Genomic DNA, 23867 nt, shown 5'->3' with positions numbered 1-23867 from the left:
GCGAAAGGACCATCGTGTCAACGCTCCCCCTCTCACGGAAACAGCCGCCGCGCCACGCGTACCGGGCACCGCGGCCCTCCGCACCGGCCGGCGGCGGCATGTCCTCGCTCGGTACGGACCTCCTCGCCTCGCTCGTGGTCTTCCTGGTCGCCGTGCCCCTGTGCATCGGAATCGCGGTGGCCTCCGGCGTGCCCGTGGCCCTGGGCATCGTCTCCGGGATCGTCGGCGGACTGGTCGTCGGATTCCTCCCCGGCAGCAGCATCCAGGTCAGTGGTCCGGCGGCCGGACTCGCGGCCCTCGTACTGGAGTTCGTCGGCGAGCACGGGATCGGCCTGCTGGGGCCGGTCGTCCTGGCCACGGGCCTGCTCCAGGTGCTGCTCGGGGCACTGCGGATGGGACGTGCCTTCCAGTCCATCTCGCTCGCCGTCGTCCAGGGCATGCTCGCCGGAATCGGCCTTCCGCTGATACTGAGTCAGACCTACGCCCTCGCGGACTCCTCGCAGACCGGATCGGCCCTGGGGAACCTTGCGGGCCTCCCCGACCTCCTCGGCCGCACGCTCGCCGAGCCGCACCGCAGCGCCGCGCTCCTGCTCGGGGTGCTGTCGGTCGCCCTGTGCTTCGCGTGGCGGAAGGTCCCCGGCCCGGTCGGCAAGGTGCCCGCCCCGCTGGCCGTGGTGGTGATCGGCACGGTCGTGGCGACCTTCCCCGGGTTCGACGTCCAGCGCGTCTCCTTCGGCGACCTGCGCGACGCGGTCGCGGTGCCGGATCCGGGGGACTTCGCCGGGCTCCTCGACATCGGGGTGCTCACCACGGTCGTCACCTTCGCCGTCATCGCCTCGGCGGAGACCCTGTTCAGCGCGGCGGCCGTCGACCGGATGCACAACGGGCCCCGAACCCGGTACAACGCCGAACTGGTCTCGCAGGGCGTCGGCAACTCCCTGTGCGGGCTGCTGGGCGCACTGCCCATCACCGCGGTGATCGCCCGGAGTTCGGCCAACGTACAGGCCGGTGCGCGGACCAAGGTCTCCCGAGTGGTGCACGGCGGCTGGCTGCTGGCCTTCGGGCTGCTGCTCCCCGGGCTGCTGGGCCTCGTCCCCGTGGCGGTGCTCGCGGGGATACTCGTCCACGCCGGCTGGAAGCTCTTCGACCCGGGGGCCTTCCCGCGGATGTGGCGGACCGACCGCGGCGAGGGGGTCGTCATGGTGATCACCACCGTGGCGATCGTCGTCTCCAACCTCCTGGAGGGCGTGCTCGCGGGCCTGGCCGTCGCCATCGTCCTGGCAGCCGTGCGCATGTCCCGGATGACGGCCCGGATCACCTCGGCGGACGGCGTCACCCGCCTGACACTGAGCGGCAACGCGACCTTCCTGCGGCTGCCCCGCCTGATCGACGCGCTGGAGTCGGTGGCCGCCGAACCCCGCGTCCATGTGGACCTCAGCGGTGCGACCCACCTCGACCTCGCCTGCCGCAGCCAGGTGGAGGACTGGGCCGGGCAGCGCCGCAGGGCCGGCGCCGGGCAGGTGGAGGTCAGTCTGCCGGACCCGGGGCCGGCGCAGGCGCAGGCGCCGGGGCCGGGTCCAGGGCCAGGGCCGGCCGGAGCCGACGGGCCGGCTGCCGCGCCCCGCTTCGGGGCGGTGCCCGGCGCCTCGCGGGTCCGGCACCGGCCGCCACCCGGCGCTCCGGGGCCGGCCACCGTGCGCACGGCGGCCGCCCGTCCCGCGCACGACATGGCCCAGGGATACCGGTTCGCCTCGACGCTGAGCCCAGGGGACGGTCCGGCCCGCGGCACCGGGCCCCTCGGACGGGCCGCCGAAGGGGCCCTCGGCACCCGCGTACGCACTGAGCGGCCGTTGCCGAGACCGTAGTCAGGCCTCGGTGTTCCGGGTACTCCGGGTACTCCGGGTACTCCGGGCCGGAAGGTCCGCCACACCACCAGAGCGTGCGGGCTTCGGCTTGGGAACGGTCCCTCGATTCCGGCTGTCGTTGGTGCGGCAGGTTCGCGCACCTGCCCGACCCCGTCCCGTCCCCGCCTTGCGGTGGGGGGTGGGGCGGGGTCGGGCGGCGTGGCACGCAGCACGTCCGAACGTCCGAACGTCCGAACTTCCGAACTTCCGAACTTCCGAACGGGCGGTCGGGCGGTCTGGCGGTCTGGGGCGCCTGCGGCGTGTTCCGCGCTACGCCAGCGGACCGGTCACCGGCTGCACGGCCTCGATCAGCCGCCCGTCCCGGACGAACGCCTCGGCGGCCGCCAGGTCCGGGGCGAGGAAACGATCCGGCCCGGGGCCGTCCACACCAGCCGCGCGCAGGGCCGCCATGACCGCCTGGGAGGCGGGTGCCGGGGTGAGCCCCCGGCGCAGCCCGATCGCGCGGGCCGCCGCGTAGAGCTCGACCGCGATGACCCGGGTCAGGTTGTCGACGGCGGTGCGCAGTTTGCGCGCGGCCGACCAGCCCATGGAGACATGGTCCTCCTGCATGGCGGAGGAGGGGATGGAGTCGGCGGAGGCCGGTACGGCGAGCCGCTTCATCTCGCTGACGAGCGCCGCCTGCGTGTACTGGGCGATCATCAGGCCGGAGTCCACGCCCGGATCGTCGGCGAGGAAGGGCGGCAGGCCGTGGGAGCGGTTCTTGTCCAGCAGCCGGTCGGTGCGGCGTTCGGCGATGGAGCCGAGGTCGGCGGCGGCGATGGCGAGGAAGTCGAGCACGTATGCGACGGGCGCGCCGTGGAAGTTGCCGTTGGACTCGACCCGGCCTCCCCGGGAGCCCCCGTCCGGGGCGGTGCCTCCGGGCAGCACCACCGGATTGTCGATGGCGGCGGCGAGTTCGCGTTCGGCGACGAGTGCGGCGTGGGCGATGGTGTCCCGGCCGGCGCCGGCGACCTGCGGCGCGCAGCGCACCGAGTAGGCGTCCTGGACCCGGGGAGCCTCCTCCTCCTGGTAGTGGCCGGTCAGCTCGGAGCCGTGCAGGACGGCGCGCATGTTGGCGGCGGAGGCGGCCTGTCCCGGGTGGGGGCGGATGGCGTGCAGGTCCGGCGCGAGCACGGTGTCGGTGCCGAGCAGCCCTTCCAGGGTGAGGGCGGCGGTGATGTCGGCGGAGGTGTAGAGCCTGCGCAGGTCGTCGAGAGCCATGATCAGCATGCCGAGCATGCCGTCGGTGCCGTTGAGGAGGGCGAGGCCCTCCTTCTCGTGCAGTTCGACCGGCTTGATGCCGTGGGCGGCGAGGAGTTCGCCGGCGGGGCGGAGGGTGCCGTCGGGGCCTTCGGCGTCGCCCTCCCCCATCAGCGTCAGCGCGCAGTGCGACAGCGGCGCGAGGTCGCCGGAGCAGCCGAGGGAGCCGTACTCGTGCACGACGGGTGTGATCCCGGCGTTGAGGACGTCCGCCATGGTCTGCGCGACCTCGGGGCGTACGCCGGTGTGCCCGGACGCCACCGTCTTCAGCCGGAGGAACATCAGGGCGCGGACGACCTCCCGCTCGACCCGGGGGCCCATGCCGGCGGCGTGCGAGCGGACGATGTTGCGCTGGAGCTGGGTGCGCAGGTCGTGACCGATGTGCCGGGTCGCCAGGGCGCCGAACCCGGTCGAGACCCCGTACACCGGCTCGGGCTTCGCGGCGAGGGCGTCCACGATCGCGCGCGCGGCGGCGAGCGCGGAGAGCGCGTCACCGGAGAGCTCGATCCGGGCGTTGCCGCGAGCCACGGCGATGACGTCTTCGGCGGTGGTCCCGGACGTCCCCACCACGACAGTGTGCATATCCATATTCAGCACCCTACGGATTGAATCCCTCTCTGTCACGGGGTGGCCGGCCGCGATCGGGGCGGGCACCGGCAGACGCCGACAGACATCGGCAGACACTGACAGACGCCGACAGACGCCGACAGACGCTGACAGACAACGCCATACGCCGGCAGACACCGCCGACACGGGCTGCGGCTCGGCGCCGGTCTCGGCCCGGCACGGGAACGGTCCGGCACAGGGACGGCCCGGCAGGGGAACGGTCCGGCACGGGAACGACCCGACACGGGAACGACCCGACACGGGCTGCGGCTCGGCGCCGGTCCCGGCCCGGCACAGGGACGGCCCGGCACGGGAACGACCCGACACGGGAACGACCCGACACGGGCTGCGGCTCGGCGCCGGTCCCGGCCCGGCACAGGGACGGCCCGGCACGGGAACGGCCCGGCACGGGAACGACCCGACACGGGAACGACCCGGCACGGGAACGACCCGGCACGGGAACGGCCCGGCACGGGAACGGCCCGGCACGGGGACGGCCCGGCACGGGGACGGTCCGGCAGCGCGGCCGCGCGGAAGCGGCGGCACCGCTCGGGCGCGGCACCGACCGGCGGCGGCACCGCTCGGGCCGCGAGTGGCGCGGGAGCCCCGCCGCCCCTCAGCCGCGAGTGGCACAGGAACTCCCCCGCCTCCTCCGTCCCTCCGCCGTTTCGGCGTTTCGGCGTTTCGGCGGCGCCGACCGCACCCATCGCGCCGAGGCGGCACCCCCGCACCCACCGCGCCGAGACGGCACCGCCGGCTCAGCCGCGGGCGTCGCGGAAGCGGCGGCGGTCCTGCGGTGACGGCGGAGGCGTGTCGGCGAGCGGGAGGACCGAGTCGTCCCGGCCCGCGACCACCGGCCCCGTCGCCCGGGCGGCCTTCGCGCGGTACTGCGCGGCGTCCGCGAGCCGGAACAGCCTGCGGCCGGAGCGCACCGCGCCGATCGGGTCGCCCGTCGACGCGACACCGCAGGCCACCCCCTCCCCCAGTTTCAGCCCGCCCGCCCGCTCGCAGAGCTCCTCGGCGACCCCGACCACGTCGTCGGCCGACGGACCCGCGGTGAGCAGGCAGAACTCGTCTCCCCCGAGCCGGGCGGCCAGTGCCCCCGGCAGCATCGCGCCGCACAGCGACAGCACCGAGCCGAAGCGCTCGAGCAGCCGGTCCCCCGCAGCATGGCCGTGGGTGTCGTTGACCCGCTTGAGGCCGTTGAGGTCGCACACCACCAGGGACACCACCGTGCCGTCCGCCCGATGCCGTTCCAGCACCTCGTCGAGGCGGACGTCGACGGCCCGCCGGTTGGCGAGCCCGGTCAGCGGATCGGTGAACGCGAGCCTGCGGACCTCCTCGAGCCGCTCCTGCTGGGCGATCCCGGCCGCCACGACCTGGGCCAGCACGGTCGCGAAACCGGCGTCGTCCCGGCCGAACACGGGCTCGCCCGCGGCCCTGGCCACGTACAGTTCGCCCCAGGCCCGGCCGTGCAGCACGATCGGCGCGACGACGCAGCAGCCGCGTCCGCGCCGTCGCAGCGCGTCGACCCGCTGGTGGCTGTAGCCGTGCCCGCCCTCCGCGGGGCCGTCGGCCGTCTCCACCCAGGCGCGCGGGGCACCGCCCCCGGCCCACTGCTCGTGAAGGAACTCGGTGATCTCGGGGAAGCGGTGCACCGGGTACGTCTCGCCGTCGGGGAACTCCTCCTCGTCCGGTGCACGGGCCCCGGCGTTCACCAGCACCTTCAGCCGACCCCGGTCCCGCTCCCAGACGGACAGTGCGGCGAAGCTCCCGCCCAGCGCGTCGCAGGCGGCCACCGCCGCGCCCCGCCACAGCTCCCGCGGTGTGCGTGCGGCCGCCATCGCCTGCGCGAGCGCGACGACGGCACGCAACCGGACATCCTCACCCATCACCCCAGCTTAGGGATTTTTACGGGCGTTTCACTCGCCGGGCCACTCCGGCGTCCGCTTCTCGTTGAAGGCCGCGACACCCTCGGCCCGATCTCCGGAGAACGCCACCGAACGCCAGGCGGCGTCCTCGACCTCGAGCCCCGCCCGCAGGTCCAGGCCCTGGCCGAGCCGCAGCGCCCGCTTGGCGGCCCGCAGGCCGACCGGGGAGTTCGCGGCCATCCGGGCGGCCAGGGCGAGGGCGGCGGGACGGGCGTCGCCGGCCAGTTCGTCCACCAGCCCCAACTCCCGCGCCTCGGCCGCCTCCACCCGACGGGCCGTGAACACCAGCTCGGCCGCCCGCGCGGCCCCCACCCGCCGCGGCAGCAGCTGTGTGCCACCGCCGCCGGGGATCACTCCGACGGACACCTCCGGCAGCCCGACCACGGCCGTCGCGTCGGCCACGATCAGATCGCAGGACAGCGCCAGTTCGAACCCGCCGCCCAGGGCGAAGCCGTGCACCGCCGCGATCGTCGGCATCGGCAGTTCCAGCACCCCGGTGTACGCGGCACGGGCGGTCGGCCGCTGCCGGAGCAGCTCCGCGTCCGTGAAGGAGTTGCGTTCCTTGAGGTCCGCGCCGACGCAGAAGGCCCGGTCGTTCGACGAGGTCACCACGGTCACCCTGACGGACCGGTCCGCCGCCAGGGCGCCGCAGGCGGCGGCGATCGAGCGGGCCATCTCCGTGGAGACCGCGTTCATGGCCTTGGGCCGGTCGAGCACCAGCTCGGCGACGTGCCCGGCCTCGTGGCGGCGTACGGCGACGAACTCCCCGAAGCGCTGCTCGGCCGGCCTCTCGGACCCACCCTCGGACCCGTTCTCGGACCCGACTCCGGACCCACCTTCGGACCCACCCTCGGACCCGACTCCGGACCCACCCTCGGACCCACCCTCGGACCCGCTCTCGGGGCTGACCTGGGACCTGACCTGGGACCTGACCTCGGACATGATCGACGACCTCCCGGTTAACGACGGTTCACCGGCGGGAATCCTAGGCCGGGCGGCGCGTCAGCAGCCAGGGCTCCACCACTCCGAGCCCGCGCACCGGCCGCTGCCACATGGGCTGAAGCGCGAAGCGGTACGACGGGGGCTCCTCGCCCTCCTTCTCGGCCGCGGCCGCCGCCTCCGCGGCCTCGGCCTCCGACACGGGCGCGTCGCCGGTGCGCGACAGCTCCTTGGCGAACGCCCCGTCCACCAGGACGGCGTCCTTCGGTGCTATCGAGGTCAGCCGGCTCGCCAGGTTCACCGTCGTGCCGAACACGTCTCCCATCCGGGTCGTGACCGTCCCGAAGGAGATGCCGACCCGCAGCGCGGGCATCGTCTCGTCGTTCGCCAGGGTCTCGATCAGCCGCATCGCGATCTCCGCGGCCGTCCCCGCGTCGTCCGCCGCGAACAGCACCTCGTCACCGAGCGTCTTGATCAGCCGTCCGCCGTGCGCGGCGACCAGGTCGGCGCAGGTGGTCTCGAACGCCTCGACCAGCTCGCCCAGCTCCTCCTCCTCCAGGCGCCGGGTCAACCGGGTGAAGCCGACGAGGTCGGCGAAGCCGACGGCGAGCCGCCGGTCGACCATCTCCTCGTCGTCCGCGGCCTGCACGACCCGGCCGGTGGCGGCGGCGAGCTGGCGGCGCCACACATAGACGATGAACTCCTCCAACTCCGGCAGCAGCAGCTCGACCAGGGGATAGGTGACCTCGGTCCGGGTCATGCCCGGCTCGGGCGGCTCGGTGAGGCCCTCCAGGAAGGAGTCGATCTGCCACTCGGCGAGCCGCGCGGTGGTCTGGCCGGTGGACCGCGCCACCTGGACCGCCATCGGCTCGCTGAGCAGCCCGGCCTCGACCAGACCGGCCAGCCGGCGCAGCGCGAGCACATCGGCCTCGGTGAGGGCCTTGGCCTGGCCGATGTCGGCGAAACCCATGGCCCGCCAGAAGCGGGACGCGAGATCCATCGAGACCCCGGCGGTGCGGGCCGCCTGGAAGGGGGTGTAGCGGCGGTCCGCGCCGAGGATCAGCTGTTCCAGCCGGATGGCCAGCGGGTCCTTGGTCGGCTCGGCGGTGTGGTCCACATCGTGGTGCGGCGTCGGATGGACGTCGGAGGTCTGCCTGCGGCCCGGGCCGCCCCCGGAGGAGTCGGCCCGGGCGGACGAGCCCCCGCCGGAGGGTTCTGTCCCCGGCACGCTCCCGCCCGGGGAGTCCCCGCCCGGGGAGTCCCCGCCGGAAGCGTCCGCGCCGGATGCGCTGTCGTCGACGGTCACCGGCCGCCTCCTGCCCGTTCCCTGCGCACTGCCCTGCCGATCTGTGGTGCCTGCCGGTCCGCGTACGGCCGCGGGAAGCCCGGCGCGGCCTCAACGATACGGCAGGTGTGCCCTGGCTCACGTCCCGGTGGCGCGGCCGCTCCGGGGTGTCCGGCCGAGCACACCGGGCGGGCGCACCCCGGTCACCGGCCGTCCGGCCGCAGGTGGACGATGTCCCCGGCCCCGACGGGGTGGTCCCTTCCGTCGGGGGTGGTCACCACCAGCCGTCCGTCGCCGTCGATCGCGACGGCCTCGCCGATCAGGCTCCGGTCGCCGGGGAGCTCTGCGCGTACCGTGAGGCCCAGGGTCGAGCAGCCGGCCGCGTACGTCTCCTGAAGCCGCGAGGCACGGGCGTCGCCGTTCGCCGCCCGCCAGACGCCGTACCAGTCCTCCAGGGAGCGCAGCAGCGCCCGCAGCAGGGGGTCGCGGTCGGTGGAGACGGCGTTCGCGAGGGCCAGGGAGCCCGCCTGCGGTACGGGGAGCTCGTCCTCGCGCAGGGTGACGTTGACCCCGATACCGATGACGACGCCATCGCCGCCCACCCGCTCGGCGAGGATCCCGCCGGCCTTCCGCTCCTCCCCGCCGACCTTCACCATCAGGTCGTTCGGCCACTTCAGGGCGAAGTCGGCACCGGCCGCCCGGGCCAGGCCCGTCGCCGCGGCGACGCCGGTCAGCAGCGGCAGCCACCCCCAGCGGGCGACGGGCACACAGGGCTTCAGCAGGACGGAGAGGAAGAGTCCGGAGCGCGGGGGCGCGGTCCAGCTGCGGTCGAGGCGGCCGCGACCGGACGTCTGCTCCTCGGCGACGAGCACGGCCCCCTCGCCGAGTTCCGCGGCCCGGTCCACCAGGTCGGAGTTGGTGGAGCCGACGCGCTCGACGACGTCGAGCGAGGTCCACAGCCCGCCGGGGCGGATCAGTGCGCGGCGCAGGGCGGCCGCGTTCAGCGGCGGGCGGTCGAGATCGGACCAGCGCCCACCGGCGGAGGGGCCGGAGGCGCTGCCGGGGCTTCCGCGACCGCCGAGCGGACCGCCGGAGGTTCCGCGACCGCCGAGCGGACCGCCGGGGGTGTCATGAGGCGTCATACCGCACAGCTTGGCCCCTTCCGTCCGCGCGAGGCGAACCGCGGGGAGACCGTGTCGTACCGAGCCGAGCCGAGCCGCGGGGAGACCGAGCCGAGGCGTGCCGAGGCGAACCGCGGAGAGACCGAGCCGAGCCGTACCGCGGGGAGACGGAGCCGAGGCGTGCCGTGCCGAGCCGCCGAGAGACCGAGCCGAGCCGTACCGAACCGCGGGGAGACGGAGCCGAGGCGTGCCGTGCCGAGCCGCCGAGAGACCGAGCCAAGCCGTACCGTACCGCGGAGAGACCGAGCCGTGCCGAGCCGTGTGCGCAAGCGCTCCGGGGTGTGGCCAACGCCGCACTGCCGAACGGTATCCGCGCCGATACGCTACGAATCAGTAGCCCACCGCTCTTTACGTAGCCAACCCCCGTGACCAGGCAGGGAGCCGCATCCCGATGTCCGAGCCGGCAGAGCACCAGGAGATCGACATCCACACCACCGCTGGCAAGCTCGCGGATTACCAGCGCCGTGTCCACGAGGCGACGCACGCGGGCTCCGAGCGCGCGGTCGAGAAGCAGCACGCCAAGGGCAAGCTGACCGCCCGCGAGCGGATCGAACTCCTCCTCGACGAGGGGTCGTTCGTCGAGCTGGACGAACTCGCGCGGCACCGCTCCACCAACTTCGGCCTGGAGAGGACCCGCCCCTACGGCGACGGCGTGGTCACCGGCTACGGCACCGTGGACGGCCGGCCGGTGGCCGTCTTCTCGCAGGACTTCACGGTCTTCGGCGGGGCGCTGGGCGAGGTGTTCGGCCAGAAGATCATCAAGGTGATGGACTTCGCGCTGAAGACCGGTTGCCCGGTCGTCGGGATCAACGACTCCGGTGGCGCGCGCATCCAGGAGGGCGTCAGCGCGCTGGGGATGTACGGCGAGATCTTCCGCCGCAACACCCACGCGTCCGGGGTGATCCCGCAGATCTCCCTCGTGGTGGGACCCTGCGCGGGCGGCGCGGTGTACTCGCCCGCGATCACCGACTTCACGGTGATGGTCGACCGGACCTCGCACATGTTCATCACCGGCCCCGACGTCATCAAGACGGTCACCGGCGAGGACGTGGGCTTCGAGGAGCTGGGCGGTGCCCGCACACACAACGCCACGTCCGGTGTCGCCCACCACATGGCCGGCGACGAGAAGGACGCGATCGAGTACGTCAAGTCGCTGCTGTCGTACCTGCCGTCCAACAACCTGTCCGAGCCGCCGTCCTACCCCGAGGACGCCTCCCTGGACCTCACCGCCGAGGACCGGGAGCTGGACACGCTGATGCCGGACAGCGCCAACCAGCCGTACGACATGCACACGATCATCGAGCACGTGCTGGACGACGGCGAGTTCCTGGAGACCCAGGCGATGTTCGCGCCGAACATCGTCACCGGCTTCGGGCGGGTGGAGGGCTTCCCGGTCGGCATCGTCGCCAACCAGCCGATGCAGTTCGCGGGCTGCCTCGACATCGACGCGAGCGAGAAGGCCGCGCGCTTCGTCCGCACCTGCGACGCGTTCAACATCCCCGTCATCACCTTCGTCGACGTTCCCGGCTTCCTGCCGGGTGTGGACCAGGAGTACGGCGGCATCATCCGGCGCGGCGCCAAGCTGATCTACGCCTATGCCGAGGCGACCGTCCCGCTCATCACCGTGATCACGCGCAAGGCCTTCGGCGGCGCGTACGACGTCATGGGCTCCAAGCACCTGGGCGCCGATCTGAACCTGGCCTGGCCGACCGCGCAGATCGCGGTGATGGGCGCGCAGGGCGCGGTGAACATCCTGCACCGTCGCACCCTCGCCGCCGCCGAGGACGCCGAAGCCCGGGAGGAGCTGCGGGCCGAGCTGGTCACGGCGTACGAGGACACCCTCCTCAACCCGTACATCGCGGCCGAGCGCGGCTACATCGACGCCGTGATCATGCCGTCCGACACCCGCGCCCAGATCGTGAAGGGCCTGCGCCAGCTGCGGACGAAGCGGGAGAACCTGCCCCCGAAGAAGCACGGCAACATCCCCCTGTAGACCCCGAGGGCCCCGAGGAGTACCGATGATCAAGGTCGTACGGGGTAACCCCACCCCGGAGGAGCTGGCCGCCGCCCTGGCGGTGGTCCAGGCCCGCGCCGCGGCGACGGCCTCCGCCGTGTCCGGCGCGCCGCTGCCGCCCGAGGAGTGGTCGGACCCGGCCCGTATCGCGCGGGCGCGGGCGCTGCGGCCCGGGCCGCGGTCGTGGTCCCGCACGTACTGGCCGGGCTGAGCACGCGGGCGGGGGCGCACGACGGCCCCCGCCGGCCCGTGACTGGTCCAAAGGCACCGGGGCGCCTGAGTATCCGTACTCAGGCGCCGCGGTGCCTGCCGCCACCACGATCGGAACCATGCTGTGGTCCGACCCGGAGAACGAACCTCCGCAGGAGATGCGCGAGACGCAGGCGATGATGCGCCGTGTGGGCGTCCTGGTGGCGCTCGCCATGGTCGTCGCGATGATCACCGTGGGGCTGCGCTGACGGCCGCCGCGGGCGGAGCGCGGGTGCGACGGTTCGGGCGGAGCCGCAGGGGCGCGCGCTGAGGGCCTTGTGCGCGCGGGGGACATCCGCGCTGACGAACATGCGCGCGGGCGTACGAGCGGGCATACGAGCGGGCATGCGGGGAGGGCCGTACATGCGAGCGGGCGTACGAGGTCGCGGCGGACGCGGCGGACGCGGGGCCGTACATGCCAGCAGGCATGCGGGGAGGGCCGTACATGCGAGCGGGCATACGAGGTCGCAGCGGACGCGGCGGACGCGGGGCCGTACATGCCAGCAGGCATGCGGGGAGGGCCGTACATGCGAGCGGGCATACGAGGTCGCAGCGGTCGCGGCGGACGCGGGGCCGTACATGCCAGCAGGCATGCGGGGAGGGCCGTACATGCGAGCGGGCGTGCGGGGACCGTGCGGCCGCCGTGCCGTGGGGGCGCCCCCGGAACGGGCGGGCTGCCGCAGCGGACTCCGGGACACCGCCCCGGCCGCCTACGATGGCCCGCATGACCGATCAGCGCCGCCGTGTCGTCCTCGCCTCCGCCTCACCCGCCCGCCTGGGACTGCTGCGCGCTGCCGGGCTCGCCCCCGAGGTCGTCGTCAGCGGTGTGGACGAGGACGCGCTGACCGCCCCCGACCCCGGCACGCTGGCCCTCGTCCTCGCCGAGGCCAAGGCGGACGCGGTCGCCGCCCGCCCCGAGGCGGCCGGCGCGCTCGTCATCGGCTGCGACTCCGTACTCGAACTCGACGGCGAGGCCCTCGGCAAGCCGGCGGACGAGGAGGAGGCGACCGCCCGTTGGAAGTCCATGCGCGGCCGTGCGGGCGCGCTGCTGACGGGCCACTGCGTCGTCGACACCGCGACCGGCCGCCGGGCGTCCGCCACGGAGTCCACCACCGTGCGCTTCGGCGACCCCACGGACGCCGAGATCGCCGCGTACGTGGCGAGCGGCGAACCGCTGCACGTGGCGGGCGCGTTCACCCTGGACGGCAGGTCCGCCCCGTTCGTCGACTCGATCGAGGGCAGCCATGGCAATGTGATCGGGCTGTCCCTTCCGCTGCTGCGCCGGCTGCTGGCGGACCTGGGGATCGGCATCACCGACCTCTGGGCGTGATGCGGCCGGTACGCCGAAACCGGGCGGCCCGCGCCCTCCTCCGGACACCGCCGGGGACGCGTGCGGCGGCCTCGCGGCCCGCGCCGTGACCGCGGCCGTGACCGCGGCCGTGACCGCGGCCGTGACCGCGGCCGTGACCGCGGCCGTGACGGCGGACGTAACGGCGGACGTGATGTCGGCCGTGACGGCGGACGTGACCGCGCGCCGCCGGAGACGCGTACGGCGGTCTCGTCAGGCCCTGGCCGGCCCGTCGCCGACGACGGGCCCCTTGTCCGGGGATGTCGGAGGAGCCTCGCCGGCGGGCGGGGCGCCTTCCGCGCCTCCAGCCGGCTCCGTCCCGCCGTACTGCAACAGGGCGAACACGACCAGCCCCAGTACCGACATCAGGAACGCGAACGCCTGCCAGCCGACCGGCCCCACGACCAGCGCGCCCAGCACTCCATGCACCACCGCGCAGCCGACCAGGAGCACCCGTCCCCAGCGGCCCGGGCCGCGGTCGCGCGCCGCGGCGACGAGGAAGAGGGCGCCGCAGACGGCGAGGAAGAGCCCGGACACCCCGCCCAACGCCCAGGTGCCGGCGGCCATGAGATCGGGATCGAGGCCGTCGAGGGACATGTTCTGGTTGTTCACGAAGGTGGCCATGATGCCGTTGATCACCACGATGCCGACGGCTTCCAGGCAGAGCACGATCGCGGCGACCACGGCCACCGTTCTGCGCACCACGGCACCCACCCCCCTCGGGCTTCCCAGCTCTCAGTTACCAGCGGTACGAACGACACTGCGAACGACACTGCGAGCGACACGGCGAACGGCACTACGAGCGACACGGCGAACGCTACTAACGGGTAAACCCCCGGACAAGGGTCCGGGCACAGGCAAAGAACCATTCGGCCATTCGTAGGGACTCCACAAAGAAACGCGCGAAGCCGCTGGCCGCCGGGGCAGAGACCTTGACCACACGTGACGGCTACTCTGCACAGGAGAAAACCGACGTACCGTGGTGCGACAAGGGAATACACCGCACGGCCACGCCCCGGATCACCCTCCGTGTGGGGAAGCTCACGACCGGGAACGGGTCGAAAGGCCGTGTCGGCAGTCCCTAAACTCAGCGTGTTTCAGCGAAGTCTTCGGCGCGGTGACCCGCCGAGTGCTCCGGCCGGCGCGCCCGGACGGGGACCGGCCCGCGGCGTAGCCGCAAACCGGGACGTCTACACCCGGACAACAGCAAGGAGGGAGCCATCGTGCGCAAGGTGCTCATCGCCAACCGAGGCGAGATCGCTGTCCGCGTTGCCCGTGCATGCCGGGACGCCGGGATCGCGAGCGTAGCCGTCTACGCCGACCCGGACCGTGACGCTCTGCACGTCCGCGCGGCCGACGAAGCGTTCGCCCTGGGCGGTGACACCCCGGCCGCCAGCTACCTGGACATGGGCAAGGTCCTCCAGGCCGCAGCGGACTCGGGCGCGGACGCCATCCACCCCGGATACGGCTTCCTCTCCGAGAACGCCGATTTCGCCCAGGCGGTCATCGACGCCGGCCTGACCTGGATCGGCCCCCCGCCCGCCGCGATCCGCGACCTGGGCGACAAGGTGGCGGCCCGTCATATCGCCCAGCGCGCCGGCGCCCCGCTGGTGGCCGGCACCTCCGACCCGGTGTCCGGCGCGGACGAGGTCGTCGCCTTCGCCGAGGGGCACGGCCTCCCGATCGCGATCAAGGCCGCCTTCGGCGGCGGCGGGCGCGGTCTCAAGGTCGCCCGCACGCTGGAGGAGGTCCCCGAGCTGTACGACTCGGCGGTGCGCGAGGCCGTCGCGGCGTTCGGCCGCGGCGAGTGCTTCGTCGAGCGGTACCTGGACAGGCCGCGCCATGTCGAGACCCAGTGCCTGGCCGACCAGCACGGCAACGTGGTGGTCGTGTCGACCCGTGACTGCTCGCTCCAGCGCCGGCATCAGAAGCTGGTGGAGGAGGCCCCCGCGCCGTTCCTCTCCGAGGAGCAGAACGCCGAGTTGTACCGGGCGTCCAAGGCCATCCTCAAGGAGGCCGGCTACGTCGGCGCGGGCACCGTGGAGTTCCTCGTCGGCAACGACGGCACGATCTCCTTCCTCGAGGTCAACACCCGGCTCCAGGTCGAGCACCCGGTCACCGAGGAGGTCACCGGCATCGACCTGGTGCGGGAGATGTTCCGCATCGCGGACGGGGAGAAGCTGGGCTACGACGACCCGCCGCGGCGGGGCCACTCCTTCGAGTTCCGCATCAACGGCGAGGACCCGGGCCGCAACTTCCTTCCCGCGCCCGGCACGGTCACCTCATTCGTCCCGCCCTCCGGGCCGGGTGTCCGGCTGGACGCGGGCGTGGAGTCCGGCAGTGTGATCGGCCCCGCGTGGGACTCGCTGCTCGCCAAGCTGATCGTCACCGGCGCCACCCGTGAGCAGGCTCTGCAACGAGCCGCCCGCGCCCTGGCCGAGTTCCAGGTCGAGGGCATGGCGACCGCGATCCCGTTCCACCGCGCCGTCGTCACCGACCCGGCGTTCGCCCCGGCGGACGGCACCCCGTTCACGGTCCACACCCGCTGGATCGAGACCGAGTTCGCCAACGAGATCAGGCCCTTCGCCGCCCCGGCCGACACCGAGGCCGAGGACGAGCCGGGCCGCGAGACCGTCGTCGTCGAGGTCGGCGGCAAGCGCCTCGAGGTCTCACTGCCGTCCTCACTGGGCATGACGCTGGCCCGGACCGCCGCGGCCGGCGGTGCCCGCCCCAAGCGCCGTGCCGCCAGGAAGTCCGGCCCGGCCGCCTCCGGCGACACCCTCGCCTCGCCGATGCAGGGCACCATCGTCAAGATCGCCGTCGAGGAGGGCCAGCGGGTCGACGAAGGCGACCTCGTCGTCGTCCTGGAAGCGATGAAGATGGAGCAGCCGCTCAACGCGCACCGCTCCGGCACCGTGAAGGGCCTCAGCGCCGAGGTCGGCGCGTCGATCACGTCCGGCGCGGTGATCTGCGAGATCAAGGACTGACCTCGCCCCTCGGCCGCTCGCGGACGGGGCGGGCCCCGCGCCCCCGCACCGATGGCATGCTGGGTGCCATGACGACGAGTACGGCGGCCGGCGACGCGGCGGGCGCGGTACGGCCGATGCGGGCCGACGCACGCCGCAACTACGAGCGGTTGCTGGCCGAGGCGCGCAGGGCGTTCGCCGAGCACGGCACGGACGCGTCCCTGGAGGACGTCGCCAGGCGGGCGGGCGTGGGAATCGGCACGTTGTACCGCCATTTCCCGAACCGGCACGCGCTGATGAACGCGGTCTTCCAGGACGCGCTGGCGTCACTGCTCACCCGGTCCGCGGAACTGGCCTCGGCGGACCGGCCGTGCGGCGCACTCGTGGAATGGCTACGCGCCCTCATCACTCATGCGGGTGAATACCGCGGGGTGGCCCGGGCCCTCATGTCGGCCTCGCACGACAGCGGTTCCGCGCTCTCCCAGTGCAGCGTGCCGCTCCGCGAGGCGGGCTCCCGGCTGCTCTCCCGCGCCCAGGCGGCCGGCGCGGTCCGGGAGGACGTGTCCATCACCGACCTCCTCCAGCTCACCAACGCCATCGCGCTGGCCGCCGAGCAGGCCCCCGCCGACCCGGAACTCGCCGACCGTCTGCTGACGCTGACACTGCGCGGTCTAAAGGCGCGGGCCGCGTAGGCAGGGGGCAGGGGCCGAGGCAGAGGGCAGGGGGCAGAGGCTGGGGCAGAGGGAGGGGTCGCGGCCGCCGAAACCGAGTACCGCCCGCCGGAGCGCCGGCACCCGGCGCGGCACTCGCGGCGCCCGTCGCCTTCTGGTGGCAGGGGCTCGTGGCGGCGACCGCCGAACCCGCCCCAACGGCTCCGGACCGCGGGCTCCGCTCCCGCCTCGGGAAACCCCGGCACTTCCGATACACCCAGTGCACCCGGCACCCCCGACACCCCCGACACCCCCGACACCCCCGACACCCCCGACACCCCCGACAACATCAGAAGTCCCGGAACCCAAGGCCCCGCAGACACACAGCCCCGCAGGGACACAGACCCGCAGACGCAGACACACAGCCCCGCAGGCACACAGCCCCGCAGGCACACAGACCCGCAGACGCAGACGCACCGACCCGCAGGCACGCGGACCGGGGGCCCCACGGACCGGGACAACCGCGGAAGGCGCGAAAGCCGCGGGCCGCCCAGACAGCGCAGACAGCGCAGACGGCCCAGACGGCCCAGACGGCGCAGACGGCCGAGTCGGCAGAGGCAACAGGAGCGGCACCAGCAACAGGGGCGGCAGAGGCCGCGGGGACGGCCCGGCGCGCGGCCGCAGGCCGGTCCCCGCTCGGAGGCACCTGCGGGCCGTGCCCGCGCGCGGCTCGCCGTCGCGGTCCGGCCGCCGCCCCGCAGGGACCGACCTGCCCGCCTGCCCGCCTGCCCGCGCGCCCGGCGGCCGTGCACCGGGCCCGGGCGGGGCGTGGCCCGCGACCGCCGGGCGCGGAGCCGCGACCGGCCCTGGGCATCCGGTCCGCCCGGCCGCGGCCCTCAGCGGCGGCGCAGGTCCGCCACGCGCCGGTCCGGGGGTTCGGCGGTGAGGGCCGCGGCCTGACGGAGTGGGGTCGTCGGGTGGGCGGTGCGGCGCTGGCCGGGGAGGGGGACCTCACGGCGCGGATGGGCCGCGTCGACCGCCGCGCCCGCCACGGCGACCTCGACCCCCTGGTCCGCGAGCGCCTGCAACTCCGTTGCCGCCCGTTCGTCGTGCGGGGGCGGCTCGTCCGTGACCAGGCGGGTGATCACGTCGGTCGGCACGGTCTGGAACATCGTGTCGGTGCCAAGCTTGGTGTGGTCGGCCAGCACCACGACCTCCGAGGCCGCCTGCACCAATGCCCGGTCCACACTCGCCGACAGCATGTTGGAGGTGGACAGCCCGCGTTCGGCCGTGAGGCCGCTGCCGGACAGGAAGGCGCGGGAGACCCGCAGCCCCTGGAGGGACTGCTCCGCCCCGCTGCCGACCAGCGCGTAGTTCGACCCGCGCAGTGTGCCGCCGGTCATCACGACCTCGACCCGGTTGGCGTGCGCCAGGGCCTGCGCGACGAGCAGCGAGTTGGTGACCACGGTGAGCCCGGGGACCCGGGCGAGCCGGCGGGCCAGCTCCTGTGTGGTCGTGCCGGCGCCGACCACGATGGCCTCGCCTTCTTCGACCAGGCCCGCGGCGAGATCGGCGATGGCCGTCTTCTCCGCGGTCGCGAGATGGGATTTCTGCGGGAAGCCGGATTCTCGCGTGAATCCGCCCGGCAACACCGCACCGCCGTGCCGGCGGTCGAGCAGTCCTTCTGCCTCCAGGGCCCGCACGTCCCGCCGTACGGTCACTTCGGAGGTCTGGACGACACGGGCGAGCTCACGGAGCGATACGGCTCCGTTGGCGCGCACCATTTCGAGGATCAATTGACGACGTTCTGCAGCGAACACGGAACTGACAGTAACCCCAGCCGTTGATGCTTTTCAGCACTTTGCGCCGAATACGAGAAGTTGCCAACAGCGGGGTACCGGTAGTGGTATAGGCGCCATGCCCTATCGTCCCGGCTTGCCGGGGTTGGTCCCGCGGATCCCGCGCTATGCCTCGCCCGTCGCCTTCCGGGTGTGCAACTGGCGGGCGACTTCCGCGATCGAGCCCGACAACGACGGGTACACGGTGAAGGCGTTTGCGATCTGTTCCACCGTCAGGTTGTTGTCGACCGCGATCGAGATGGGATGGATCAGTTCCGAGGCCCGCGGGGCCACGACCACTCCGCCGACCACGATGCCGGTGCCGGGCCGGCAGAAGATCTTCACGAAGCCGTCCCTGATGCCCTGCATCTTGGCGCGCGGGTTGCGCAGCAGCGGCAGCTTGACGACCCGGGCGTCGATGACTCCGCCGTCCACGTCCGCCTGCGTGTAACCGACCGTCGCGATCTCCGGGTCGGTGAAGACGTTCGAGGACACGGTCTTGAGGTTGAGCGGGGTCACCGCGTCGCCGAGGAAGTGGTACACGGCGATACGCCCCTGCATCGCCGCCACCGACGCCAGCGCGAAGACACCGGTGACGTCGCCGGCCGCGTACACCCCCGGCGCGGTCGTCCGCGAGACCTTGTCGGTCCAGACGTGCCCGGACTCGGTGAGCCTGACCCCGGCCTCCTCCAGGCCCATGCCGGCGGAGTTGGGGATGGCGCCGACGGCCATCAGGCAGTGCGTGCCGGTGATCACCCGGCCGTCGGCCAGCGTCACCTCGACCCGGTCGCCGACCCGCTTGGCGGACTGGGCGCGGGAGCGGGCCATGACGTTCATGCCGCGGCGCCGGAAGACGTCCTCGAGGACCGCGGCGGCGTCCGGGTCCTCGCCCGGCAGCACCCGGTCGCGGGACGAGACCAGCGTGACGCGGGAACCGAGCGCCTGGTAGGCACCGGCGAACTCGGCACCCGTCACGCCCGAGCCGACCACGATCAGCTCTTCGGGCAGCTCGTCCAGGTCGTACACCTGGGTCCAGTTGAGGATCCGCTCGCCGTCGGGCTGCGCGTCGGGGATCTCGCGCGGATGCCCGCCGGTGGCGATCAGCACGGCGTCGGCGGTGAGCGTCTCCTCGCCGCCGTCGGCGGCGGTGACGACCACCCTGCGGGAGCCGTCGCGCGCCTGCCCGCCCTCCAGCCGGCCGCGGCCGCGCATGACCCGCGCGCCCGCGCGGGTCACGGCGGCGGTGATGTCGTGGGACTGGGCGAGCGCGAGCCGCTTCACCCGGCGGTTGACCTTGCCGAGGTCGACGCCCACGATCCGGGCGGGCTGGTCGATGTGCGGGGTGTCGTCCGCGACGATGATGCCGAGTTCCTCGTGCGAGGAGTCGAAGTTGGTCATCACCTCGGCGGTGGCGATCAGGGTCTTGGAGGGTACGCAGTCGGTGAGGACGGACGCTCCGCCGAGGCCGTCGCAGTCGACGACGGTCACCTCCGCGCCGAGCTGGGCGGCCACCAGAGCCGCCTCGTATCCGCCGGGTCCGCCACCGATGATCACGATCCGGGTCACTGGGGTTACGCCTCGCGCTCTCGCTCTGCCGGGTGTCCGTCCCACCCATTCTCCCGCACGCCGGAGCCCGCCTCGCCCCGGGGGCTCTCCGGGGCGAGGAGCGCGGCGGGCGACCCGGCGACGGGTCCCGCCCGGCCGCGCCGGGTCCGCGCACACCCGCCCGGACGCACCTCTCCGAGTCGAGGTACTCCTCGCTGCCCGGCCGGTCCGCGCACACCCGCCCGGACGCACCCGACCGCCCGCACCCGCCGAAGCGCCCTCCCCGCAACCCCTCCCCGCAACCCCGCCCCGACCAAGACCCCCACGGACCCGACGGCGACGACCCCCGGCCGGTCCCCGACCACCTCCGGCCGTTCCCGGCCGCCTTCGCCCGTTCCCGGCCGTCCCCGACCACCTCAGGCCGTCCCCGCCCTCCCGCACCCGCGCGCACCCCCGCCCGGACACGCCCCGGGCCGACGTATCCCGGCCGCCCGCCCCGGGGCATCGGGGCGGGCGGCCACGGCTTCCCCTCCCGTACCCTCGATCCCATGTCGCTCTACGCCGCGTACGCCGGCAACCTCGACGCGCGGCTGATGACCCGCCGCGCACCGCACTCCCCGCTGCGCGGCACGGGCTGGCTCAACGGCTGGCGGCTGACCTTCGGCGGCGAGCAGATGGGCTGGGAAGGGGCGCTGGCCACGATCGTGGAGGCCCCCCGCTCGCAGGTGTTCGTCGCGCTGTACGACATCGCCCCGCTCGACGAGGACTCGATGGACCGCTGGGAGGGCGTCGGGCTCGACATCTACCGGCGCATGCGCCTGCGGGTGCACACGCTGGACGGCGAGGAGCCGGCCTGGGTGTACGTACTGAACGGGTACGAGGGCGGCCTGCCCTCCGCCCGCTACCTCGGCGAGATCGCCGACGCGGCCGAGTCGGCGGGCGCCCCGCACGACTATGTGATGGAGCTGCGCAAGCGTCCTTGCTGACCCCGGGAGCCCCCGCGACCGGGCGTCCGGACCGGGCGCGGAGCCGGTCCGCCGCGACCGGCGGACGGCGCGGCGCGGGCCCCCGCACACTCCTTGTGCGTTTCCACGAGGAAAGGGTTGCGGAGTCGTGAACATCCTCATCTACGCGCGTAGGGTTTCTCAGGCTAGGCTTTTCCCGTGAACGTTTCCCTTACCCCGGACCCCCATGCCGCCGCCGACGCCGCGGCCGCGCGCCTGCGAGAGCTGACCGGCGCCGACACCCATGACGTCGCCCTGGTGATGGGCTCGGGCTGGGCGCCGGCGGTCGACGCCCTCGGCGCCCCCGAGGCCGAGTTCCCGGTCACCGAGCTGCCCGGCTTCCCGCCCCCGGCGGTCGAGGGCCACGGCGGCAAGGTCCGCTCGTACCGGATCGGCGACAAGCGCGCACTCGTCTTCCTCGGCCGCACGCACTACTACGAGGGCCGGGGCGTCGCCGCCGTGGCGCACGGTGTGCGCACCGCGGTGGCCTCCGGCTGCAAGACCGTCGTCCTGACCAACGGCTGCGGCGGTCTGCGCGAGGGCATGCGGCCCGGGCAGCCGGTCCTGATCAGCGACCACATCAACCTCACCGCCGCGTCCCCGATCGCCGGCGCCAACTTCGTGGACCTGACCGACCTGTACTCGCCGAGGCTGCGGGCGCTGTGCAAGGAGGTGGACCCGACGCTCGAGGAGGGCGTCTACGTCCAGTTCCCAGGCCCGCACTACGAGACCCCCGCCGAGATCAACATGGTCCGGGTGATGGGCGGCGACCTGGTGGGCATGTCCACCGTGCTCGAGGCGATCGCGGCCCGTGAGGCCGGTGCCGAGGTGCTCGGGATCTCCCTGGTCACCAACCTCGCGGCCGGGCTCTCGGGCGAGCCGCTCAACCACGAGGAGGTGCTCCAGGCCGGACGCGACTCCGCGGCCCGGATGGGCGAGCTGCTGACCCGGGTACTGGCCAGGATCTGACGGGTCCCCGCCTCGGAGCCGGAGCGGCGCCGGGCGCGGACCCGCACCCCCGGCGCCCCGGCGGCGGGCCGGGACGCAGAGGAATCCGCCGCCGCCCGGGACGGGCGGGCAGGCGCAGGCACCGGCGCCGGAGGGGACACAGCCGGCGCCGCCCACGCTCACGACGACTTCAGAGAGGCACATCACCGTGGCGCAGGACCTGATCGCGCAGGCCCGGACCTGGCTGGCCGAGGACCCCGACGCGGAGACCCGGGACGAGCTGGCCCGGATCATCGACGCAGGGGACACGGCGGAGCTGGGCGCCCGGTTCGCCGGGACGCTGCAGTTCGGCACGGCCGGTCTGCGCGGCGAGCTCGGGGCCGGGCCGATGCGGATGAACCGCGTCGTCGTGATCCGCGCGGCAGCCGGGCTGGCCGCGTACCTCAAGGCCCGGGGCCACGCCGGCGGTCTGGTCGTGATCGGCTACGACGCCCGCCACAAGTCGGCGGACTTCGCCCGTGACACCGCCGCCGTGATGACCGGCGCCGGGCTGCGCGCAGCGCTGCTGCCGCGCCCGCTGCCCACACCCGTGCTCGCGTTCGCGATCCGGCACCTGGGCGCCGTCGCCGGTGTCGAGGTCACCGCGAGCCACAACCCGCCGCGCGACAACGGCTACAAGGTCTACCTCGGCGACGGCGCGCAGATCGTGCCCCCGGCCGACGCCTCGATCGCCGCGGCGATCGAGGCGGTCGGCAGCATCCACGACCTGCCGCGTCCCGAGAACGGCTGGGAGACGCTCGGGGACGAGGTCCTGCGGTCCTATCTGGAGCGCACCGACGCGGTCCTCAGCCCGCACTCGCCGCGGACGGCCCGCGTCGTCCACACGGCCCTGCACGGCGTCGGCACCGACGTGGTGCTGGCGGCCTGGGAGCGGGCCGGCTTCCCCGCCCCCGTACTCGTCGGCGAGCAGGCCGAGCCCGACCCGGACTTCCCCACCGTCGCCTTCCCCAACCCGGAGGAGCCGGGCGCGATGGACCTCGCCTTCGCGAAGGCGCGCGAGGCCGGTCCGGACATCGTCCTCGCCAACGACCCCGACGCCGACCGCTGCGCGGTGGCGGTCCCCGACGGGACCGCGGACGGCGGCTGGCGCATGCTCCGCGGCGACGAGGTCGGCGTGCTGCTCGGTGCGCACCTCGTCCGCAAGGGCGGGTCGGCGCACGCTTCGGACGGGGCTTCCGACGGGGCTTCCGACAGCGCGTCGGACGGCACGTCGGACGGCGTCCCGGCGGTGGGGGCGAGCGGCACGTTCGCCACGTCGATCGTGTCCTCGTCGCTGCTCGGCCGGATCGCCCGGGCGGCGGGACTCGGCTACGAGGAGACGCTGACCGGCTTCAAGTGGATCTCCCGGGCGGAGGGCCTGCGGTACGGCTACGAGGAGGCCCTCGGCTACTGCGTCGACCCGGACGGCGTACGCGACAAGGACGGCATCACCGCCGCACTGCTGGTCGCCGAACTGGCCTCGGAACTCAAGGCCGAGGGCCGCACCCTCACGGACCTGCTGGACGACCTCGCCGTCGCCCACGGCCTGCACGCCACGGACCAGCTGTCGGTACGGGTGGAGGATCCGGGCGTCATCGCGGAGGCCATGCGACGGTTGCGGGACAAGCCGCCCGCGGCCCTGGCCGGTCTGCGCGTGGCGTCGGCGGAGGACCTCTCGGAGGGCTCCGGGGCACTGCCGCCCACGGACGGCCTGAGGTACTACCTGGAGGGCGAGTACGACGCCCGGGTCATCGTCCGCCCCAGCGGCACCGAGCCCAAGCTCAAGTGCTACCTGGAGGTCGTGGTGCCGGTCGCCGGGCCGAGCGGGCTGCCGGCCGCGCGGGCCCGTGCCGCCGAGGTCCTCGCGGCCGTCAAGCGGGACCTGGCGCGGGCCGCCGGGATCTGACGGCCCTTCGGGTCCGGAAGCGGGGCACCGTACGCGGGTTCCGACCGGGCGCGGACCGGGCGCGCGTGTCGTACCGACGCGGACACGCACACGGGCACGGGCACGGGCGCGGGCTCGGGCTCGGGCGCGCACACGAACCCGGACCCGGACCGATGCGGCGCGGGCCTGCGACCGGCGCGGGCGGGAGCCGGGCAGGTGCGGAACAGGTGCGGAACCCGGGCAGGTGCGGAACCCGGGCACGAAGAGGGCCGGGC

The 23867-nt window shown here is 73.9% G+C and carries 18 protein-coding genes; 10 read left to right on the top strand and 8 right to left on the bottom strand.

The features are described from left to right. The first annotated feature begins 14 nt into the window (after positions 1 to 14). Positions 15 to 1865 (top strand): SulP family inorganic anion transporter, encoded by a 1851-nt coding sequence (locus DDQ41_RS21870; protein WP_109296004.1) that lies wholly within the window; start codon positions 15 to 17, stop codon positions 1863 to 1865. A 309-nt stretch (positions 1866 to 2174) separates the two neighbouring features. On the opposite strand, the gene hutH is transcribed toward DDQ41_RS21870, so the two are convergent. From hutH to DDQ41_RS21845, 5 genes are all read right to left on the bottom strand, one after another. Beyond that, positions 2175 to 3746 carry a histidine ammonia-lyase gene (gene hutH, locus DDQ41_RS21865; RefSeq protein WP_109296003.1) on the bottom strand — a complete coding sequence of 524 codons (1572 nt, stop codon included), beginning with the start codon at positions 3744 to 3746 and terminating at the stop codon, positions 2175 to 2177. 782 nt (positions 3747 to 4528) lie between these two features. Continuing rightward, positions 4529 to 5662: a GGDEF domain-containing protein gene (locus DDQ41_RS21860; protein ID WP_109296002.1), complete on the bottom strand. Its 1134-nt coding sequence runs from the start codon at positions 5660 to 5662 to the stop codon at positions 4529 to 4531. 30 nt (positions 5663 to 5692) lie between these two features. Next, positions 5693 to 6643 (bottom strand): enoyl-CoA hydratase/isomerase family protein, encoded by a 951-nt coding sequence (locus DDQ41_RS21855; RefSeq protein ID WP_109296001.1) that lies wholly within the window; start codon positions 6641 to 6643, stop codon positions 5693 to 5695. A 43-nt stretch (positions 6644 to 6686) separates the two neighbouring features. Beyond that, the gene (locus DDQ41_RS21850; RefSeq protein WP_109296000.1) at positions 6687 to 7946 is read right to left on the bottom strand and encodes an adenylate/guanylate cyclase domain-containing protein; all 1260 of its coding nucleotides are present in this window, start codon (positions 7944 to 7946) and stop codon (positions 6687 to 6689) included. A gap of 182 nt (positions 7947 to 8128) precedes the next feature. Beyond that, positions 8129 to 9067, bottom strand: a complete 939-nt coding sequence (locus DDQ41_RS21845) for a biotin--[acetyl-CoA-carboxylase] ligase (protein WP_172607639.1) — start codon at positions 9065 to 9067, stop codon at positions 8129 to 8131. 430 nt (positions 9068 to 9497) lie between these two features. On the opposite strand from DDQ41_RS21845, the gene DDQ41_RS21840 reads away from it, so the two are divergent. From DDQ41_RS21840 to DDQ41_RS21830, 4 genes are all read left to right on the top strand, one after another. After that, the gene (locus tag DDQ41_RS21840) at positions 9498 to 11099 is read left to right on the top strand and encodes an acyl-CoA carboxylase subunit beta (RefSeq protein ID WP_109295999.1); all 1602 of its coding nucleotides are present in this window, start codon (positions 9498 to 9500) and stop codon (positions 11097 to 11099) included. A gap of 25 nt (positions 11100 to 11124) precedes the next feature. Beyond that, positions 11125 to 11331 (top strand): acyl-CoA carboxylase epsilon subunit, encoded by a 207-nt coding sequence (locus DDQ41_RS21835; RefSeq protein WP_109295998.1) that lies wholly within the window; start codon positions 11125 to 11127, stop codon positions 11329 to 11331. A gap of 118 nt (positions 11332 to 11449) precedes the next feature. Then, positions 11450 to 11578 carry a morphogenic membrane protein MmpB gene (gene mmpB / locus DDQ41_RS32620; protein ID WP_262508532.1) on the top strand — a complete coding sequence of 43 codons (129 nt, stop codon included), beginning with the start codon at positions 11450 to 11452 and terminating at the stop codon, positions 11576 to 11578. 506 nt (positions 11579 to 12084) lie between these two features. Continuing rightward, positions 12085 to 12699, top strand: coding sequence for a nucleoside triphosphate pyrophosphatase (locus DDQ41_RS21830; protein WP_174720308.1), 615 nt, complete (start codon positions 12085 to 12087; stop codon positions 12697 to 12699). 231 nt (positions 12700 to 12930) lie between these two features. On the opposite strand, the gene DDQ41_RS21825 is transcribed toward DDQ41_RS21830, so the two are convergent. Then, positions 12931 to 13431 (bottom strand): hypothetical protein, encoded by a 501-nt coding sequence (locus tag DDQ41_RS21825; protein ID WP_109295997.1) that lies wholly within the window; start codon positions 13429 to 13431, stop codon positions 12931 to 12933. Between the two features lie 509 nt (positions 13432 to 13940). On the opposite strand from DDQ41_RS21825, the gene DDQ41_RS21820 reads away from it, so the two are divergent. Together DDQ41_RS21820 and DDQ41_RS21815 are read left to right on the top strand one after the other, a co-directional pair. Continuing rightward, positions 13941 to 15704 (top strand): acetyl/propionyl/methylcrotonyl-CoA carboxylase subunit alpha, encoded by a 1764-nt coding sequence (locus DDQ41_RS21820; RefSeq protein WP_109295996.1) that lies wholly within the window; start codon positions 13941 to 13943, stop codon positions 15702 to 15704. Between the two features lie 68 nt (positions 15705 to 15772). Next, entirely contained in the window at positions 15773 to 16375 is a 603-nt protein-coding gene (locus DDQ41_RS21815) for a TetR/AcrR family transcriptional regulator (protein ID WP_373995441.1), read from the top strand. Positions 16376 to 17229: 854 nt separating this feature from the next. On the opposite strand, the gene DDQ41_RS21810 is transcribed toward DDQ41_RS21815, so the two are convergent. Both DDQ41_RS21810 and DDQ41_RS21805 read right to left on the bottom strand, forming a co-directional pair. Further along, positions 17230 to 18153 (bottom strand): DeoR/GlpR family DNA-binding transcription regulator, encoded by a 924-nt coding sequence (locus DDQ41_RS21810; RefSeq protein WP_109295994.1) that lies wholly within the window; start codon positions 18151 to 18153, stop codon positions 17230 to 17232. 144 nt (positions 18154 to 18297) lie between these two features. Continuing rightward, entirely contained in the window at positions 18298 to 19737 is a 1440-nt protein-coding gene (locus tag DDQ41_RS21805) for an NAD(P)H-quinone dehydrogenase (RefSeq protein ID WP_109295993.1), read from the bottom strand. A 527-nt stretch (positions 19738 to 20264) separates the two neighbouring features. Between DDQ41_RS21805 and DDQ41_RS21800 the strand changes: the two genes are divergently transcribed. The 3 genes from DDQ41_RS21800 (at position 20265) to DDQ41_RS21790 (ending at position 23613) form a co-directional block, all read left to right on the top strand. Then, a complete protein-coding gene (locus DDQ41_RS21800; RefSeq protein WP_017946401.1) occupies positions 20265 to 20702 on the top strand; it encodes a gamma-glutamylcyclotransferase in 438 nt (145 codons plus the stop codon). Positions 20703 to 20879: 177 nt separating this feature from the next. Beyond that, on the top strand, positions 20880 to 21689 hold the full coding sequence (locus tag DDQ41_RS21795) for a purine-nucleoside phosphorylase (protein WP_109295992.1): 810 nt from the start codon (positions 20880 to 20882) through the stop codon (positions 21687 to 21689). Positions 21690 to 21876: 187 nt separating this feature from the next. Continuing rightward, entirely contained in the window at positions 21877 to 23613 is a 1737-nt protein-coding gene (locus DDQ41_RS21790) for a phospho-sugar mutase (protein WP_174720307.1), read from the top strand. Positions 23614 to 23867: the final 254 nt, after the last annotated feature.

This window comes from Streptomyces spongiicola (genome assembly GCF_003122365.1).
GTDB classification, from domain to species: Bacteria; Actinomycetota; Actinomycetes; order Streptomycetales; family Streptomycetaceae; genus Streptomyces; species Streptomyces spongiicola.
This window is presented reverse-complemented; position numbering and strand designations above follow the sequence as displayed.